Source organism: Lentzea jiangxiensis, assembly GCF_900104175.1.
Taxonomy (GTDB): domain Bacteria; phylum Actinomycetota; class Actinomycetes; order Mycobacteriales; family Pseudonocardiaceae; genus Lentzea; species Lentzea jiangxiensis.
Genome location: NZ_FNIX01000002.1, coordinates 212948 through 230434 on the forward strand (window position 1 = coordinate 212948; position 17487 = coordinate 230434).

The 17487-nt window shown below is 70.6% G+C and carries 15 protein-coding genes and 1 pseudogene; 6 read left to right on the forward strand and 10 right to left on the reverse strand.

All coding sequences use genetic code 11. The features are described 5' to 3' along the window. Nucleotides 1-10: 10 nt before the first annotated feature. Genes BLQ91_RS08740 through BLQ91_RS08755 form a run of 4 tightly spaced genes read left to right on the forward strand, consistent with a single transcriptional unit; the run spans nucleotide 11 to nucleotide 5369 of the window. Nucleotides 11-2044, forward strand: a complete 2034-nt coding sequence (locus tag BLQ91_RS08740) for a glycoside hydrolase family 31 protein (RefSeq protein ID WP_090096240.1) — start codon at nucleotides 11-13, stop codon at nucleotides 2042-2044. Continuing rightward, complete coding sequence (locus BLQ91_RS08745) at nucleotides 2041-4008, forward strand: beta-galactosidase (RefSeq protein ID WP_245733285.1); 1968 nt, start codon at nucleotides 2041-2043, stop codon at nucleotides 4006-4008. Before BLQ91_RS08740 ends, BLQ91_RS08745 begins: the two co-directional genes overlap by 4 nt. Beyond that, nucleotides 4005-4292, forward strand: a complete 288-nt coding sequence (locus tag BLQ91_RS08750) for a beta-xylosidase family glycoside hydrolase (protein WP_245733286.1) — start codon at nucleotides 4005-4007, stop codon at nucleotides 4290-4292. The genes BLQ91_RS08745 and BLQ91_RS08750 overlap by 4 nt, the downstream gene beginning before the upstream one ends. A 33-nt stretch (nucleotides 4293-4325) precedes the next feature. Beyond that, nucleotides 4326-5369 (forward strand): SGNH/GDSL hydrolase family protein, encoded by a 1044-nt coding sequence (locus tag BLQ91_RS08755; RefSeq protein ID WP_245733287.1) that lies wholly within the window; start codon nucleotides 4326-4328, stop codon nucleotides 5367-5369. A gap of 250 nt (nucleotides 5370-5619) precedes the next feature. Here the strand turns inward: BLQ91_RS08755 and BLQ91_RS08760 are convergent, their stop codons facing one another. Beyond that, nucleotides 5620-7212 (reverse strand): aminotransferase class V-fold PLP-dependent enzyme, encoded by a 1593-nt coding sequence (locus BLQ91_RS08760; protein WP_090096705.1) that lies wholly within the window; start codon nucleotides 7210-7212, stop codon nucleotides 5620-5622. A 512-nt stretch (nucleotides 7213-7724) separates the two neighbouring features. Further along, nucleotides 7725-8792 carry a P27 family phage terminase small subunit gene (locus BLQ91_RS08765; RefSeq protein WP_090096242.1) on the reverse strand — a complete coding sequence of 356 codons (1068 nt, stop codon included), beginning with the start codon at nucleotides 8790-8792 and terminating at the stop codon, nucleotides 7725-7727. Between the two features lie 119 nt (nucleotides 8793-8911). Between BLQ91_RS08765 and BLQ91_RS08770 the strand changes: the two genes are divergently transcribed. After that, nucleotides 8912-9415: a YcxB family protein gene (locus BLQ91_RS08770; protein ID WP_090096243.1), complete on the forward strand. Its 504-nt coding sequence runs from the start codon at nucleotides 8912-8914 to the stop codon at nucleotides 9413-9415. Here BLQ91_RS08770 and BLQ91_RS08775 read toward each other — a convergent pair. The 3 genes and pseudogenes from BLQ91_RS08775 to BLQ91_RS08785 form a co-directional block, all read right to left on the reverse strand. Next, nucleotides 9386-9571, reverse strand: coding sequence for an IclR family transcriptional regulator domain-containing protein (locus BLQ91_RS08775; RefSeq protein ID WP_245733288.1), 186 nt, complete (start codon nucleotides 9569-9571; stop codon nucleotides 9386-9388). The two genes, BLQ91_RS08770 and BLQ91_RS08775, sit on opposite strands and share 30 nt — an antisense overlap. Before the next feature lie 341 nt (nucleotides 9572-9912). Beyond that, nucleotides 9913-10874 (reverse strand): annotated as a pseudogene (locus tag BLQ91_RS42530) (winged helix DNA-binding domain-containing protein). Nucleotides 10875-10978: 104 nt separating this feature from the next. After that, nucleotides 10979-11977 (reverse strand): MDR family NADP-dependent oxidoreductase, encoded by a 999-nt coding sequence (locus BLQ91_RS08785; RefSeq protein WP_218130192.1) that lies wholly within the window; start codon nucleotides 11975-11977, stop codon nucleotides 10979-10981. Between the two features lie 80 nt (nucleotides 11978-12057). On the opposite strand from BLQ91_RS08785, the gene BLQ91_RS08790 reads away from it, so the two are divergent. After that, nucleotides 12058-13023 (forward strand): helix-turn-helix transcriptional regulator, encoded by a 966-nt coding sequence (locus BLQ91_RS08790; RefSeq protein ID WP_090096245.1) that lies wholly within the window; start codon nucleotides 12058-12060, stop codon nucleotides 13021-13023. Between the two features lie 24 nt (nucleotides 13024-13047). On the opposite strand, the gene BLQ91_RS08795 is transcribed toward BLQ91_RS08790, so the two are convergent. From BLQ91_RS08795 to BLQ91_RS08810, 5 genes are read right to left on the reverse strand one after another with little or no spacing between them, the layout of a single operon-like run. Further along, nucleotides 13048-13872 (reverse strand): expansin EXLX1 family cellulose-binding protein, encoded by an 825-nt coding sequence (locus BLQ91_RS08795; protein ID WP_245733289.1) that lies wholly within the window; start codon nucleotides 13870-13872, stop codon nucleotides 13048-13050. Then, nucleotides 13869-14831: a galactofuranose ABC transporter, permease protein YjfF gene (gene yjfF, locus BLQ91_RS08800; protein ID WP_090096246.1), complete on the reverse strand. Its 963-nt coding sequence runs from the start codon at nucleotides 14829-14831 to the stop codon at nucleotides 13869-13871. Before yjfF ends, BLQ91_RS08795 begins: the two co-directional genes overlap by 4 nt. After that, the gene (locus BLQ91_RS08805; protein WP_090096247.1) at nucleotides 14828-15811 is read right to left on the reverse strand and encodes an ABC transporter permease; all 984 of its coding nucleotides are present in this window, start codon (nucleotides 15809-15811) and stop codon (nucleotides 14828-14830) included. Before BLQ91_RS08805 ends, yjfF begins: the two co-directional genes overlap by 4 nt. After that, nucleotides 15808-15945, reverse strand: a complete 138-nt coding sequence (locus tag BLQ91_RS41110; protein WP_176959635.1) for a hypothetical protein — start codon at nucleotides 15943-15945, stop codon at nucleotides 15808-15810. The genes BLQ91_RS08805 and BLQ91_RS41110 overlap by 4 nt, the downstream gene beginning before the upstream one ends. Further along, nucleotides 15942-17480, reverse strand: a complete 1539-nt coding sequence (locus BLQ91_RS08810) for a sugar ABC transporter ATP-binding protein (protein ID WP_090096248.1) — start codon at nucleotides 17478-17480, stop codon at nucleotides 15942-15944. The genes BLQ91_RS41110 and BLQ91_RS08810 overlap by 4 nt, the downstream gene beginning before the upstream one ends. Nucleotides 17481-17487: the final 7 nt, after the last annotated feature.

The following is a 17487-nucleotide window of genomic DNA, read 5'->3' on the forward strand; positions in this document are numbered from 1 at the left end:
GGAGTTCCGCATGTCCCCGTACTTCCGAGACCTCGGCACGGCGCTCGAGTGGCGTGCCAAGGGGGAGACCCTCCGCGTCGAGGCCTGGGGTCCCGACGCCGTCCGCGTCCGGGCGACCCCCGCGGGGCCGTTGCTCGACGACCTCCCCGGCGCGCTGCTCGCCACCCCGCCGCCCGGCGAGGTGCGGGTCAAGGTGTCCGAGCACCACGCCACGCTCGTGAGCGGCGCGCTGACCGTGCGGATCGACGCGGGGACCGAAGGCGCGCTCACGCCCGAGCTGTGGCCGTCGGCGGGACGGCTGACGTTCGGCAGGACCGAGGACGGCACCGAGCTGCTGGCCGAGGAACCCGCGCACTTCTGGTGGCCGGGGCCGCGGCTGGCCACCGCCACCGGTAACGGTCATCACCGCCTCGAACAGCGCTTCCGCGCCTACCGGGAGGAAAAGCTCTTCGGCCTCGGTCAGCACACCCACGGCCTGCTGGACCAGAAGGGCGCGGTCATCGACCTCGTGCAGCGCAACGCCGAGGTCTCCATCCCGCTGCTGATCTCCGACCGCGGCTACGGCCTGCTGTGGAACTCGCCCGCGATCGGCCGCGTGGAACTGGCCGAGACCGGCACGCGCTGGGTGGCCGACAGCGCCCGTCAGATCGACTACTGGGTCACCGCCGGCCCACCGGCCGACGTGCTGCGCCGCTACGCCGCCGTCACCGGGCACTCGCCGGAGCTGCCCGAGTGGGCCTCCGGCTTCTGGCAGTGCAAGCTGCGCTACCGCACCCAGGACGAGCTGCTGGAGGTCGCTCGCGAGTACCGCCGGCGCGGCCTGCCGCTGTCCGTGATCGTCTGCGACTTCTTCCACTGGACGCACCTCGGCGACTGGCGGTTCGACCCCGCCGAGTGGCCCGATCCCGCCGCGATGGTCCGCGAGCTGGACGAGATGGGCGTCAAGCTGATGGTGTCGGTCTGGCCGTCGGTGAGCCCGGCCAGCGAGAACTACCACCCGATGCTCAACCAGGGCCTGCTGATCGGCACCGAGTTCGGCCCGATGGCGCACGCCGACTGGCCGGACAAGGGACTCGGCGCCTACTCCGCCCAGGTCGCGTTCTACGACGCCACGAATCCCGAGGCGCGCGACTACGTCTGGGAACGCCTCCGGCGCGGCTACCACGACCTCGGCGTGAAGGTGTTCTGGCTGGACGCGGGCGAACCCGAGATCAAGCCCGGCAACCAGTACAACCTGCGCTACCACGCCGGACCCGGCCTGGAGGTCGGCAACCTCTACCCGCGCGAGAACGCCCGCACCGTCCACGACGGACTCCGGGCGGCGGGGGAGACCGAGGTCATCTCGCTCAACCGCTCGTCGTGGGCAGGCGCGCAGCGGTACGGCGCGGCACTGTGGTCCGGTGACATCGGCACCGACTTCGCCACGCTGCGCACGCAGATCAAGGCCGGGCTCAACGTGATGCTGTCCGGCATTCCGTGGTGGACCACGGACATCGGCGGGTTCCACGGCGGCGACCCCGGCGATCCCGCCTACCGCGAGGTGCTCGTGCGGTGGTTCCAGTACGGCACGTTCTGCCCGTTGTTCCGGCTGCACGGGTTCCGCGGCTCCGAGCAGGTGCTGGAGCCAGGCATGAGCGGTCTGCCCAACGAGGTCTGGTCCTACGGCGAGGAGGCCTACGAGATCCTCGCCGCGCACCTGCGCCTGCGCGAACGCTTGCGCCCCTATCTGATGGAGCAGATGCGGGTGACCTCGCGGACCGGTCTCCCGCCGATGCGCCCGGTGTTCCTCGAGTTCCCCGACGACGCGGAGGCGTGGCGGGTCGAGGACGCCTTCCTGCTCGGTCCCGACCTGCTCGTCGCCCCGGTGACCGAGGCGGGTGTCGCACAACGGGAGGTGTGGCTGCCCGCCGGTGCGCGGTGGACAGACGCGTGGACCGGTGAGGAGCACGCCGGCGGGCAGACGGTGGTGGCCGCGGCACCGATCGAGCGGATCCCGGTGTTCCTGCGCGACGACGCCCGGCTGCCCGTGCGGGACGAGTCGTGATCACGCGACGCCTGGGAGGCCTGGCGTTCGGGGGCGACTACAACCCGGAGCAGTGGGGCGAGGCGGTGTGGAAGGAGGACGACGCGCTGATGCGCGAGGCCGGGGTCAACCTGGCCACGGTCGGCGTCTTCTCGTGGGCGTTGCTCGAACCCGAGGAGGGGCGTTACGACTTCGCCTGGCTCGACGCGCACCTGGACCGGCTGCACGCCAACGGTGTCGCGGTCGACCTCGCCACCCCGACCGCCTCGCCGCCGCCGTGGTTCACCCTCGCGCACCCCGACGCCCTGCCGACCACCCCGGACGGCGTCCGGCTCGTGCACGGCAGCCGCGACACCTACTGCCTCACCGCGCCCGCCTACCGCGCTGCCGCCCGCACCGTCGCCTCGGCGCTCGCGGAACGCTACGGCGACCACCCGGCGGTGGCGTTGTGGCACGTGCACAACGAGTACGCGACGTTGTGCTGGTGCTCGCACACCGCCGCCGCGTTCCGGGTGTGGCTGCGGGCGCGGCACGGTTCGCTCGACGCGCTGAACGAGGCGTGGGGGACGGCGTTCTGGAGCCAGCGCTACACCGACTGGGAGCAGGTCCTGCCACCGCGCGCGACCCAGTGGCACCGCAACCCCGGTCAGTCGCTGGACTTCAGCCGGTTCTTCTCCGACGAGGTGATCGCCGCGTACCGGGAGCAGCGGGACGCGATCCGCGCGGTCAGCGACCGGCCGGTGACGACGAACCTGATGCTGCCGGGCTACCAGAACGTCGACCTGTGGGCGCTCGGCCGCGAGGTCGACGTGGTGGCCGTCGACCACTACCCGGACGCGCCCGGTCTCGACGCCGCAGCCGACGTCGCGTTCGCCGCGGACCGCGCGCGGTCGTTCGCCGGGGGCAGGCCGTGGCTGCTGATGGAACAGGGGACCAGCACGGTCCACGCCGGTGACCGGGTGCTGGCCAAGGAACCGGGGGAGGTGCTGCGGCACTCGCTCGGCCACGTCGCGCGCGGCTCGGAGGGGGCGCTGTTCTTCCAGTGGCGCCAGTCGCGGGCCGGTGCCGAGCAGTGGCACTCGGCGATGGTCCCGCACGCCGGACCGGACAGCCGGATCTTCCGCGAGGTCAAGGAGACCGGTGCGGCCCTCGCCCGGCTGGCCGAGGTGGCGGGGTCGGTCGTGACGGCTTCGGCGGCCGTGCTGCACGACTCGGACGCCTGGTGGGCGTTGAGCTCCGACGGCCTGCCTTCGTCCGAACTGGACTACCACCCGGCACTGCGCCGCGCTCACCGGGCGCTGTGGGACGCCGGGGTGGTGGCCGACTTCGCGCACCCGGAGGCCGACCTGAGCCGCTACCGGCTGGTGCTGGCCCCGGCGCTGTACCTGCTGTCCGACGAAGGCGCGGAGAACCTGCGCCGGTTCGCCGCGAAGGGCGGAACGGTGCTGGTGCAGCACTTCAGCGGGGTCGTCGACGGCCGCCTGCACGCCCGGCTCGGCGGATATCCGGCCGCACCCCTGCGGGAGGCGCTCGGCATCCGGGTCGAGGAGCACCGGCCGTTGCGCCGCGACGAGCGGATCACGTTGTCCGACGGTTCGCACGGCACCGCCTGGAGCGAGTCGATCCGGCTGGAGGGCGCCGTGGCGGTCGCCTCGTACACGCACGGCGTGCTCGACGGATCTCCCGCGCTGACCAGGAGGCGCACCGCCTGGTACCTGTCCACCCGCCTCGACGCCGTGGACTACGCGGCACTGGTCGGCGAGCTGCTGGACCTCGCCGGAGTCCGCCCGGCGCTGCCGGGACTGCCTCCCGGCGTCGAGGCCGTCACCCGCACCGGTGAACGGCACCGCTGGCACTTCCTGCTCAACCACCGCGCCGAGCCCGTGTCGCTGCCCAGGCCCGCCCTCGACCTGCTCACCCGCAGGAGGGTGGACGCACTGCCGGCCGGGGGGTGCGTCGTGGTGCGGGAAGGACGGCAGCGGTGATCCCGGGGATGCACCCCGACCCGAGCGTGTGCCGCGTCGGGGACGACTACTACCTGGACTGCTCCAGCTTCGAGTACTTGCCAGGCACGCCGCGGGACGCACGGTCCGGTCCCGACACGCTGTCGTTCGGCGTCGAGGCCCCGGACCTCACGGTCCTGGCCGCGCTCGACGGCAAGTACCTGTCGACCGAGGTGGCGGGTGGCTTCACCGGACGCGTCATCGGCCTGTACGCGGCCGAGGGCACCGTCCGCTTCGACTGGTTCGAACACCGGCCGTTCAACTGATTGCGAGGGTTCATGAACGGATCACGCAGGACAGTGGCAGTTCTCGTCGCGGTGGCGGCCCTGGTGGTGCCGGCGGCGCCGGCGACCGCGGGGGTCCTGGCGCAGGCGCACACCGCGGGCCGCGTCACCGCGGCGGGCCAGTACACGTGGCCCGGCGTCTACTTCGAGGGGAGGTTCTTCGGCACCGGCGTCGGGGTCGTCCTCGACGACTCGGTGAACGACTACGACGTGCAGGTCGACGGCAGGACCGTCGCGTCGCTCGTGACACCGGGCCGCACCACGCACTGGGTCCGCGGTTTGAGCGACGGCGTGCACCGCGTCCGGCTGGTCAAGCGGACCGAGAGCCCGTGGGCGGCGGGGCAGTTCGGCGGCTTCGTGGCGGACGGGGCGGTGCTCGCGAAACCGGCTCCGCGCACCCGGCAGATCGAGTTCGTCGGCGACTCCCTGACCGCGGGCTACGGCAACCTCTCGACCACCCGCGACTGCTCCGCGAACGGCGGCGTCACCCGCAACACCAACACCGACCTGAGCTTCGGCGCGCTCACCGCCCGCGCGTTGAACGCCGACTACCAGGTCAACGCCTTCTCGGGCCTCGGCGTGGTGCGCAACTACAACGGCCACTCCGCCGGGACCAGCTACCGCACCTACTACGACCGGGCGTTGCTGAACGTCGAAGGCGACGTGTGGCGCAAGCCCGCGTCGTGGAGGCCGCAGGTGGTCGTCGTGGGCCTCGGCACCAACGACTTCTCCACCCCGCTCAACCCCGGCGAGCCGTGGACGCCGGACACCCTGGTGGCCGACTGGAAAGCGGCCTACCAGGGCTTCCTCGCCAAGCTGCGGACCAGGTACGGCACCGCGACCACGATCGTGGTGAGCGTTCCCGAGGCCACCGGCACGTTCGCCGACGCCGCCCGGCAGGTCGTGCGGGAGAGCGGTGACCCGCGCGTGCGGCTCTGGAACTACGCCGACCCGGCGCTCGACCGGCTGGGCTGCGACTGGCACTTCTCCGCGCGCGACCACCGGTTGATCGCGGGAAAGCTCGGCGAGTACCTCGCGGGCCTTTCCCTGCGCTGGTAACGGTCATCTCGGGTCGAGCACGAACAGCGGGGCTTGAACTCCGGCCGGATCGACGTCGCTTGAACCGCGGCGCGGCTGGCCGGCGCCTGCCGGTCCTCCCGACTGCGCGTCGACAGGTCTGAGCACGTGCGGTGTGCCGACCGACCTGGATCCCGATCGCGTAGCACGGGCGGTGATGGCTTTGCTGCACGGCTTGCCCTGCAGTGCACGGCGTTCGGGCTCGACGACATCGCCGACCTGCTCCGACGAGCTAACCGGCAGGCTCCAGGCAGATCGCCGGCAGGACGAACGAGCGCAACGCCTCGAAGTCCTCCGGCAGGCCGGTGGGCCCGTCGTCGACCACGTCAGCGCGAGCCCAGAGCAAGCGCCGGGCGTCTTCCAGTTGAGTCGCGAGCATCGTGTCGTCGGCGCAAGTCGTCGCCGACGGCGCGTGTGTGGTCACCGCGGAGCGCAGATCTGGCAACCCCGGCGGGAGGGGAGCCGTGTCGCGGTGCCGCCACAGTCCCGCCATCGGGTCGAAGGTGTAGTCGCTCAGCAGGCGGTGGCCGTATCGGGCGACCAGTCGCACGGCCTCGACGAGGTAGTCGCGGACGGCGTCGGTGATGAAGTAGTTGAAGTTGAGCCGAGCCCAGCCGGGCTTGACCCCGTGGCAGCCGACGGCGGCGTTGCGGTCGTAGCCGTCGGACTGCTCGGTGGTGATCTGGAGCAACCGGTGTCCGTAGGGCCCTGCGCACGAGCACCCACCGCGGGACTGGACGCCGAACAGGTCGTTGAGCACGGCGATGACGAAGTTGTGGTGCAGGAACCGTTCTCCGCGACGAATGCGGAACGACACGATCGACAACCGGTCGGCGTGGTGGTTGCCGAGGACCTCGATGGCGGGTTCCTGCTCCCACTCGGCGAGGGCGTGCCGCCACAGCCCTTCTTCGCGCGCCTGGATCACCTCGGTGCCCACGGCGTCCTTGAGCGCGAACACCAGACCCGCGCGAATGGACTCGACGATCGCGGGGGTGCCACCTTCTTCCCTGGTCACCGGGTCGTCGAGGTAGCGGTGGCCGTGGGGGTGGACGAACGCCACCGTGCCGCCGCCCGGCGTCGTGGGCACGCTGTTGTTGACCAGGTCACGGCGCACCACCAGCACACCCGGCGTCTGCGGACCGCCGACGAACTTGTGCGGTGACAGGAAAACGGCATCCTTGTGGTCCCCGCGCCCCGGCGCGCTCTCCCGGACGCGGATGGGAACGTGCGGGCCGGCTGCCGCGTAATCCCAAAAGGACAGTGCGCCGTGTTCGTGCAGCAGCGCCGCGATGCTGTCGGTGTCGGTCAGCACCCCGGTCACGTTGGACGCGGCCGAGAAACTGCCGATCCGCACCGGGCGGTCGGCGTGGAGGACCAGCTGCCTGCGCAGTTCGGCGATGTCCACCTGTCCGCGGCTGTCTTCCCCGATGACCACGACGTCCGCGGTGGACTCGCGCCACGGCAACTCGTTCGAGTGGTGCTCGTAGGGTCCGACGAAGACGACCGGCCGCTCCTCGTGCGGAATCCGTTCTGCGAGTGAGTACTTCTCGTCCAGCCCTGCGGGCAGCCGGATCTCGAGGATCCCGATGAGCTTGGTGATCGCGGCGGTCGCACCGGAACCGCAGAAGATCACGAGGTCGTCCTCCGTGCCGCCGACGGAGTCGCGGATGAGCCGTCTGGCCTGTTCCCGCAGCAGAGTGGTGTACCGGCCGGTGCTCGAGCTCTCGGTGTGGGTGTTCGCGTAGTGGGGCAGGACGTGCGCACGAACGAAGTCTTCGACGAAGTCCAGCGCCCGGCCCGACGCGGTGTAATCCGCGTAGATCATCCTTCGCGGACCGTAAGGACCGTCGAGTACCGCGTTGTCGCCGATGAGTCCGCGTCGGACGCGTTCGAGCACCGGCACATCCGATGAGCTGGGATTTTTGCCGATCACCTTTCGAGTGTAGATCCGAATCAGCGCCGCGAGCCAGCAGATCAATGTACTTTTACAAGTTTCTTGTCTCAATTGGAGTTGCGCGTACGACGCGAATCTATTTGCGGGAACAAATTCATCGCGGCAGGGAAGTGGTGATCAGTTCCCTGCCGCCGTCAGTGCGCCAGCCCCAGCCGCCGTCCGCGTGTCGACCCCGCAGGACGAAGTTCAGCGCTCGCCCGTCGGCCCTTGGGACGGACAGGGGGAGTGAGCCGGTGTTCGTGAGGTCGCCGGCACCGCCCGGACCCATCACGGAACCTCTGGCTTGAGCATGAGGACGTCTTCGCGACCGGCGCCGTTCCCGATCCGCAGCGACATCGCGTGGTCACGCCATCCTTTCGGCCGCGAGGCTGACGCGGTAGCAGTCAGATCGCGGATGGAAGATCCTTCACCAGTTGGAGAACATGTCGCCGGAGAACTCCGCCGGCCCGATGACGTGCTGACTGGTCAGCTCCACAACACCGCCGGATCAGATCCGGCGTGAGCGGATTCTCCTTCCGGGTGCGTGACGACGGCCCGGAGGAACTCGCTTTCGGCCGCGACTTGGAGTTCCGGGGGAAGCACTCCGCGCCTTGGCGGATGACGAATGCCGTGAACGGCTCCGGGTTGCGTTCGACGTGGTTCGCGGTGCTCGGGTAGCAGATCCGCAGGACGCTCCACAGCGCGAAGCCGCGCGGCTTCGGGAACGCCGAGCCAGCAGAACGAGTGCATCGGTGCACACCGTCGAGGCCTCGACCGGCATTGCCGGTCGAAGCCTCCAACGTCCGCTGGTCGGCAGCAACACGCTCAAGCAACACGCTCCGCGGCATGACCGGATGTTCGTGATGACGCGAACAAGATGGTCCTGTGGTGCTTGCCGGTCTGCGATTGGTCCATGATCGTCGCGATTTGGCGGTGTTGTCGATCCATGTTTGTAGTGCGTCGGCTTGGTCGTGCTGATCAAGGTCGCGGAGAACCGAGACGAGATTGCGCCCCGTCCGCAGGGTGTCGGGGTGGTCCTCGCCCAGCACGCGGCGGTAGCGCGCCAGGGTGTCCTCGTCGAGATCGCGCGCGGCCCGATGGTCGCCTGTGGTGTGTAGTCGGAGGGCGAGGTCGTTGGCGGTGCCGAGGGTGGTGGTTGGGTTCTTCACCAGCCCGCCCGATCCCTGCACGAGCAGGGCCGAGCTGTTGAGCAGGGTGGTGGCCTCGCGGTAGCGGGCCAGCGCCTGGCACAGGATGGCGAAGGCGTCGGCGTCCCAGACGGTCAGCACCTTGCGGGCGACCAGTCCGGGTGCGAGCCGGTCCCGGATCGCGCGGGCCGAGTCGGACAGCCAGTCCGGCGGTTCGACCTCGGCATCGGGTGGGACCGGCTCGCGGGTGTTGATCCGGTCGGGGCGGTCACCGTGCAGCACGCGCAGCGACGTGGGCTTGGGTACGGGTCCACGCTTGCCCACTGACCACCCCGTCTCGTGGCAGTCGGCGAGCTGATCGGAGGGCTGGAACCCGTACAGGCGGGGGATGCGCTCGCCCTGGCAGCCACGAACGTCATTCGTATTAAGGTGAGCCGGTGTCCATGACGATCACGGTGCCGTACGACGAGCGCCTGTTCAAGCGCACGACCCAGTTCCTGCTCCGTCCGCAGCTCAACCGGCTCTACGTGCTGGGCGCGGTGCTCGTCGCGCTTGGCGTCGCCATGCTGACCCTGACGACGATCGACAAGGTGGTGGGGGTCGTCTGTGCGATCCTCGGCCCCCTGCTGGTGTTCCGCATCGGGCGGGTCACGGCCGCCCAGGCGCTGGAGGCGCAGTGGTCCGCCACTCGGGCCGCGTTCAACCTGGTGATCGACGACCAGTGGGTGAGCATCGCGTACCCGCTGGCCCAGATGCGGTGCCACTGGGAGACGCTGGCGCGGGTCGTGGAGAAGCCCGACGTCTGGTACCTGATGTTCACCAAGTCGCAGGCCGTCCCGCTGCCCAAGAACCTCATGACCCCGGAGCAGCAGGCCGAGTTCGCCGCCCTCGCCGCCGCGCGGACGTCGATGGTCCCGCTACGGCGTGCGCCGGCCCAGCGCGCGTGAAATAGACCGGCCACTGGCCCGCACGGCGGGCAGCACGGTGTCGGTGCGGGTCTCGATCGGCACCACCACGGAGACGGCGGCCACCACGTCGCCGTTCGGGCCGCGCACCGGGGCGGCCACCCGCACCCGCAGCACGGCCTTCTCCACCGCATCCACGAACGATCCACCCACAGGGTACTTCCGCAGCTCGGAGGTATGACTGAGAAACACCCGCCGAGCCGACCCACCCACCACGAACCCCCAAGCCCACGACACCGATACCCCCACATCGTCCCGACAATCCACTACGTTGCACCACGCAACACGCGGTCATCGGCATGAGCGTGCTCGGCCTGCGCTCAGGGAGCCATGAGAGCGCGTTCCATCGTTGAGCGCAGGTGCAGGTTCTGCGCGGTGCGCCTCCGGTCGCATTGGTGCGTGGTGGGAAGGAAGCGCAGTCGGTGCCGGGTGTTGCCCGAGACTCGATCAGGCTGACTGTGGCGATCGAGGTCGGTCGATCAAGGCCGGGCGGAGAAGGACACGCTTTCCGCGCCCACGAACGGCAGCAGGCGTTGAGCCTCGTCCTCGAGCGCGGCCCGGTTGTCGACCGTCAGCGGCCGGAACGGCGTCAGCCGCAGCTCCCCGCCGGACAGCGACCAGCTGCCGTGCACGCGGCCGTCGACGAGGAACGCGGGCAGGACCAGCGCCCGGCCGGGCATGATCCGCTTCCGGTCCTCGTCGGCGATGATCCGGGTCCGGTCGGTGTGCCCGAGCAGAACGTTGTCGAATGCGGGCAGCAACCGCACAGGAGCCGGGGTGTCGGCGTCGGGCAGCTGGGCATCGGCCAGGTCGACCAGTTCCCTGCCGTGCGGATCCCGGTAGCGGCGCAGCTCGCCGCTCATGCTCGCGACGACCTCGCTCAGCCGGGTCAACCCGCTCCACGCCTGCACGTCCTGGACGCTGGCCGGCCCGAACGCCGCGAGATAGCGGCGGATCAGTTCCTCGGCGTTCGCCGGCTCTCCGACACCGACGGCCGTGACCGACACGGACGGCCGGGTCCCCCAGGCACCCCATCCAGCGGTGGCCGGATCGTGGATCAACGCGGACCGCATTTCCACCTCGCTGGCCAGGATCCGTCCGTCACGACCCCGTAGGTCTCCGCCAGCCGCCGGGCCAGCTCCCTGCGGGGCATCGCCCGATCGCCGAGGAACTCCAAGCCGGCCGCCACCAGCTCGCCGGTGTCCAGGCCCGCGCTGGTGCGGCTGAAGCAGGTCGCGCTCGCGGTGCGGTCGAGCACCGGTTGCAGCAGCGGCCGGAACCGGCGGAAGTCGTCGGCCAGGGTGAGGTGCTGAGTGCTGCGCAGCAAACCCGATCGCACGACTCGCCGGTCCTCCAGCAGGGTGGTGAGCCCGGCGTGCTCGAATTCCCGGATTCGGCTCCACAGTCCGACGAACGGCCAGTTCGGCTCCTGGGCCTGCATCGCGACCAGCCGCCTGATCACCTCCAGCGGGGTGTGCCCGGGTCGCGCCAGCAGGAACTGCCGCTGCAGCAGGGCCCGGTTCAGGACACGAAGCGGCAGCGTGCTCACGTCAAACGCACCGAGACGTTGCCGCGGTAGGCGCCCTGGAGCAAGGCCAGGAACGCCTGTGGCACATCGGTGATCGCGCCCTCGACCACAGTCTGCGGGTAAACGAACCGTCCTTCGTCCAGCCAGGCGCGGAAGTGCTTCTGCCAGGCCGAGATCTGCTCTGGAGTGTGGTGGCAGGAGAACGGCGACAGCACGACGCCCCTGGCTTCCGCTTCGGCGCGGTCCGGTTGCGGGAATCGCTCGGCGGCGTCGCCGAGCTGGCTGGACAGCGAGCCGCACAGCGCGAACCGCGCGCCCGGCCGTGCCACCTGGAGCGCGGCGTCGTACTGCGCGCCGCCGACGACGTCGAAGAACACGCTGATGCCCTCGGGCGCCAGTTCCTTCAGCCGTGCGGCGGGATCGTCGTGGTAGTCGAACGCGGCGTCGAAGCCGAGATCGTCGACCAGGTGGTCGACCTTCGCCGCCGTGCCCGCGCTGCCGATCACCCGCGCGGCGCCGAGCTGCTTGGCGATCTGGCCGGCCAGCGAACCGACACCGCCCGCCGCGCCGGACACGAACACGACATCTCCCACGCCCACCTGCGCGATGTCGGCCATGCCGTAGAAGGCGGTCGGGCCCTGACCGAGGTGGAAGCCGGGATCGGGGAACGCGTCGCGGTCGAGTTCGACGTAGGACCGGGCGGGACCGGCGGAGTACTCGCTCCAGCCCGTCATCGACTGGACCAGGTCGCCCACCTGGAGCGCGTCGCTGGCTGAGCGGACGACGGTGCCGATCGCGGCCAGGCCCACCCGCTGACCCGGCTGCCACGCCGGCACGGGGAGGTGGCAGTCGGCGCGCATCAGCTCCAGGTAGGTGGCGGCCAGCCCCACCTGCTCCGTGCGCACCAGCACCTCACCGTCGACGTCCGCCTCGGCGACGGTGAAGTGCTCCAGGCCGGGGACGCCGGTGACGTGGCTGCTCAACTGGATCTCGCGGGTGATCATCGTTCTTCCCATCGGTCGATTCGGCCTTCGGGGAGAACGCTAGGCAGGCTTCCGGTCACTTCTTGTCCTGAAGCCCTGGCAGGATCGGCGACATGGCGAACACCAGCTCCCGCGCGCTGCGATTGCTGTCGCTCCTGCAGACCCATAGGCACTGGACAGGACCTGAACTGGCCGACCGGCTCGACGTTTCCGAGCGCACCCTGCGCCGCGACATCGACCGGCTGCGCGACCTGGGGTACCCCGTCCAAGCCTCCCGGGGCACCGACGGCGGGTACCAGCTGGCGCCGGGCGCCGTCCTGCCGCCGCTGGTGCTGGACGACGAGGAGGCGGTCGCGCTCGCGGTCGGCATGGGCGATGCCGCGCAGAGCGGGATCGGCGGCATCGAGGAAGCCGCCGTCAGGGCGCTCACCAAGGTCGTGCGGGTCCTGCCGCCCAGGCTGCGCGCACGAGTGGACGCGTTGCGCGCCATGACCGTCTCGCCGGCCTTGGCTGGACCGGTCGTCGCGGCCGGCACCCTCACCGCGGTCGCTCAGGCATGCCGGGACGAGGAACGTCTCCGGTTCGGTTACGCGGCACGAGGTGCCGCGGCGACCGAACGCGAAGTCGAACCGCACCGGCTGGTCGCGCAGGGCGGACGCTGGTACCTGGTCGCCTACGACCTGACCCGGCACGACTGGCGCAGCTTCCGCCTGGACCGGCTGACCGACCCCCGCCCGACCGGGGCGCGGTTCCTGCCGCGCGAGCTGCCCGCCGAGGACGCGGCGGCCTTCGTGCGCACCAGCGTCGGCGCTCCCGCTGTTCACACGGTCCGGGCCTTGGTCCATGCACCCGAAGCGCGGGTACGGCAGATGGTAGGTCAGTGGGGGACGGTCGAGCCCGCCGGAGAAGACCGCTGCCACCTCACCATGATCTCGACCGGTTTGGACTGGCCGACACAGGCGCTGGGCAACGTCGGCGCGGACTTCGAGGTGCTCGGGCCGCCTGAGTTCACCGCGCACCTGCTCGAATGGGGCACCCGGTTCGTGCGGGCCGGCGGGCCGGCCGCAGAGGGAGCATGACGAAGTTCTCGGCCCGCGCCGGTCTCATTCCCCGGCGCGGCGGAACTGCGCCTTCGTGGCCTGCACGGCGCCGGGCCGGATCGGCAGCGCGTCCACGACCAGGCGTTCGCCGTGCAGGTCGGTGATCGCGACGGGACCCCCGCAGCCCGCGCCGTTCTCGGAGAGGAAGTGGTTGTACTCGGCGCGGGGCAGTGGCCGCCACTGGCTGCCGACCCGCACCTCGAGCCGTGCCACCGGGTTGCGGTGGTCGAGGACCTGGATGCCGCACCAGTGCCGGCTCGACCCGGACTTGTAGCGCAGGGAGAGGGTTTTGGACGTCTCCGGGCTGACGAGGGTCCAGGTCACCGGGAGCTCGCCCCGCACCGGCGGGGCGAGCATCGCGAACGCTTCGGCGCTCAGGTCCAGCTGACCTGAGCGGCACGGCGCCGGGCAGAGGTTCGTGACCCGCACGGTGATGCTCTTGCCGGCCGCCTGGACGAGGAGGTGCGCACCGCACGCGGCGGAGTTCTCGTAGTCCGCCACGTTCATCGCGGCGGTCAGCGGGTCGGGGCCGGGGTCGTAGGAGCACGCCCCGCCGCCGTCGGAGTCGTAGAACGTCGCCACGCCCTGGCGCGGCTCGCCCGGCTTGATCTTCCCGGCCGGGGACGCCGCCGCCCGGCTGGTGGTCGTCGTGACCGGCGCCGTTGTGGTCGTCGTGCTAGGGGGTGGTGGGGTGGTCGTGGGCACGGCGGCGGCCGAATCGGCCACCGGCGTACCCGCGACGCCCTCCGGATCTCGCAGCACCACCACGCCGACGGCCGCCACCAGCACCGCGACCAGGACGAACAGCAGTGGGCGAGTACGTCTCACCGCCGAACCATAGTCCGTTGCACCGCGATGAACACCAGCAGCAGCACGCCGATCACGATCTTCGTCCACCACGAGCTGAGCGTGCCCTGGAACGAGATCAGCGTCTGGATCGTGCCGAGCACCAGCACCCCGGCCAGTCCGCCGAGCACGTAACCGACCCCGCCCGCCAGCAGCGTGCCGCCGATGACGACGGCCGCGATGGCGTCGAGCTCCATGCCGACCGCGTGCAGGCCGTAGCCGGACAGCATGTACAGGCTGAACAGCAGACCCGCCAGCGACGAGCAGAGACCGCTGATGACGTACACGCCCACCTTGACGCGGGTGGTCGGCAGCCCCATCAGCAGCGCGGACGACTCGTTGCCGCCGACCGCGTAGACCGTGCGGCCGAACCGCGTGCGGTGCAGCACGTACATCGCGGCCGCGACGACCAGCAGTGCGATCACGACGTTGTAGGTGATCGTGACGCCGCCGGGCAGCTCGATCGCGGCCGTGGCCACGGCGCGGAAGGTCTTGTCCTTGATGGACACCGACTCGACGCTGATCAGGAAGCACAACCCGCGGGCGAGGAACATGCCGGCGAGCGTGACGATGAACGGCTGGATGTCGAACTTGTGGATCACCAGCCCCATCAGCAGGCCCAGCGTCGAGCCGATCAGCAGCACGGCGACGATGACGAGCGGCACCGGCCACCCCGCCTGCAGACCCGACGCCGTGACCATCGTGGACAGCGCGACGACCGACCCGACGGACAGGTCGATGCCGCCGCTGAGGATCACGAACGTCATGCCGGCCGCGAGCACGATCAGGAAGGCGTTGTCGATGAACAGGTTCGCGACGACCTGGCCCGACGCGAACCCGTCGTAGCGCGCCGACCCGACGCCGAACGCGAGCACGAAGAGGACGACGGTCGCGAGCACCGGCAGGAACCGCGACGGCACCCGTTGCGCGAGAGCGGTCATGATGGGACGGCCACCTTCCGGAAGCTCAGTGCGGCACGGGCCTTCGGCGCCTGGACGAGGCACACGGCGATGACGACGATCGCCTTGAACACCAGCGTCACCTCGGGGGCGACGCCGATCGTGTAGACGGTCGTGGTGAGGGTCTGGATGATCAGCGCGCCGAGCAGCGTCCCGGTGAGCGAGTACCGGCCGCCCGCGAGCGAGGTGCCGCCGATGACGACCGCGAGGATCGCGTCCATCTCGATCCACAACCCGGCGTTGTTGGCGTCGGCCGCGCTGACGTTCGAGCTGATCATCAGCCCGGCGATGCCCGCGCACACCGCGGCGAAGACGTAGACGGTCCAGATGATCGTGCCGGACCGCACCCCGGCCAGCCGCGACGCCTCGGGGTTCACGCCGACCGACTCGATCAGCATGCCCAGCGCGGTCCGGCGGGTCACGAACGCCACCAGGCCGAGCACGAGCAGGCTGATCAGGATCGCGACCGGCAGCACCACGAACCCGGCGCCGACCTGCTTGTAGGCGGAGTTGTTGACCGTGACGATCTGCCCCTCGGTCACGAGCATCGCGATGCCGCGACCCGCCGTCATCAGCACCAGGGTCGCGATGATCGGCTGGATGCCCATCCCCGCGACCAGGAACCCGTTCCACAGCCCCAGCAGGGCGCAGAGCAGCAGCGCCATCGCCATGCCCGCGAACGCCGTGCCGGCGCTGTCCGACGTTCCGATGTGGACACACGAGACCGCGCCCGCGATGGCCGCGACCGCGCCGACGGACAGGTCGATGCCCCGCGTCGCGATCACCAGCGTCATGCCGAGCGCGATCAGCAGGGTCGGCGCGCCGTTCTTCAGCACGTCGACCAGACCGCCGTAGAGGGCGCCGTCCTGGATGCGCAACGCGAAGAACGACGGCGTCACGACGAGGTTGAGCAGGAGCAGGGCCGCGAGTGCGACCAGCGGCCAGATGAGCCGGTTCTTCACGACACCACCTTCTCGGGAACGGGTTCGCCGCGGTGGGCGTGGGGACGGGTGGCGGCGCGGTGGAAGGCGCCTCGGTTCTCGTGGGCGGCGGTTCCTCCGGGGTGCTGACCGGTGGCCCCGCTCGGCGCGCTCACGACACCACCTTCTCGGGTTCCGGCGCGGCTCCGCCGGCGATCAGCTCGACCACCTCGTCCACCCCGGTCACCGACCCGTCCAGCTCCGCGATCTTGCGCCGGTCCCGCAGCACCACGATCCGGTCCGCGATGCGCACGACCTCTTCCAGCTCCGCCGAGATGAACAGCACCGCGGTGCCCTCGGCGGCCAGAGCCGTCACGAGCTGCTGGATCTGCGCCTTGGCGCCGATGTCGATGCCGCGCGTCGGCTCGTCGAGGATCAGCAGCCGCGGTTCGGTGACGAGCCAGCGCGCCAGCAGGACCTTCTGCTGGTTGCCGCCCGACAGGGTGCGCACCAGCGCGTCCGGGTTCGCGGGACGGATGTCCAGCGCCTTCAGGTACTTCTCGACCAGCTGGTCCTTCGTCCTGCGCGACAGCGGCCGGGTCCAGCCCCTCGCCGCCTGCATCGCGAGCACCAGGTTGTCGCGGATCGACAGGTCCGCGACCAGCCCCTCGCCCTTGCGGTCCTCGGAGCTGAACGCGATGCCGGCCGCGATCGCCGACCGCGGTCCGCGCAGGCGCAGCGGCGCGCCGTCCACGAGCACCTTGCCCGAGTCGGCGCGATCGGCGCCGAAGAGGAGCCGCGCCAGTTCGGTGCGGCCGGAGCCGAGCAGACCGGCCAGGCCGACGACCTCGCCCGCGCGGATCTCGAGGTCGAACGGCTCGATCGCGCCCTTCCTGCCGAGACCGGACGCCTGCACCAGCACCGGACCACCGGTCTTGCGCTTCTCCGCCGCGTCCTCGATCGCCTCCAGCGCGCCGAGGTCGCGGCCGATCATCTGCGCGATGAGCGTCCGCCGGTCCACCTCCGCGGTGAGGTGCTCACCGACGAGGGTTCCGTTGCGCAGCACCGTCATCCGGTCGGAGATCTCGTAGACCTGGTCGAGGAAGTGCGACACGAACAGGATCGCGACGCCCTCGTCGCGCAGCACGCGCATGATCCGGAACAGCTCGGCGACCTCGCCGGCGTCCAGGCTGGACGTCGGTTCGTCGAGCACGAGCACGCGGCAGTCGACCGCGATGGCGCGGGCGATCGCGACCAGCTGCTGCACGGCGATCGGGTGCTCGCCGAGGCTCGACGCCGGGTCGATGTGCACGCCGATGCGCGCCAGCACCTCCGCGGCGCGCTTGCGCATGGCGGAGAAGTCGACACCGCCGAACCGCCGGGGCTCACGGCCCAGGAGGATGTTCTCCGCGACCGTGAGGTTCGCGCAGAGGTTGACCTCCTGGTACACCGTGCTGATCCCGGCGTGCTGCGCCTCGCCGGGGGAGGAGAACGCCACGTCGGCACCCGCCAGCGAGACCTGCCCGCTGTCGGGGCGGTGCACGCCGGTCAGGGTCTTGATGAGAGTGGACTTCCCGGCGCCGTTCTCGCCCATGAGAGCGTGCACCTCGCCGGGGAACAGCCGGAAGTCGACGTCCTGCAACGCCTTCACGCCGGGAAACGCGAGACTGATGCCCCGCATCTGCACGACAGGGGGCGGTGACTCGGTCATGGGCTCT

Coding starts and splice junctions, on each gene's coding strand:
- BLQ91_RS08740 (WP_090096240.1), top strand. CDS start 11: ATGTCCCCGTACTTCCGAGACCTCGGCACGGCGCTCGAGTGGCGTGCC.
- BLQ91_RS08760 (WP_090096705.1), bottom strand. CDS start 7,212: ATGATCTACGCGGATTACACCGCGTCGGGCCGGGCGCTGGACTTCGTC.
- BLQ91_RS08770 (WP_090096243.1), top strand. CDS start 8,912: ATGACGATCACGGTGCCGTACGACGAGCGCCTGTTCAAGCGCACGACC.
- BLQ91_RS08785 (WP_218130192.1), bottom strand. CDS start 11,977: ATGGGAAGAACGATGATCACCCGCGAGATCCAGTTGAGCAGCCACGTC.
- BLQ91_RS08790 (WP_090096245.1), top strand. CDS start 12,058: ATGGCGAACACCAGCTCCCGCGCGCTGCGATTGCTGTCGCTCCTGCAG.
- yjfF (WP_090096246.1), bottom strand. CDS start 14,831: ATGACCGCTCTCGCGCAACGGGTGCCGTCGCGGTTCCTGCCGGTGCTC.
- BLQ91_RS08810 (WP_090096248.1), bottom strand. CDS start 17,480: ATGACCGAGTCACCGCCCCCTGTCGTGCAGATGCGGGGCATCAGTCTC.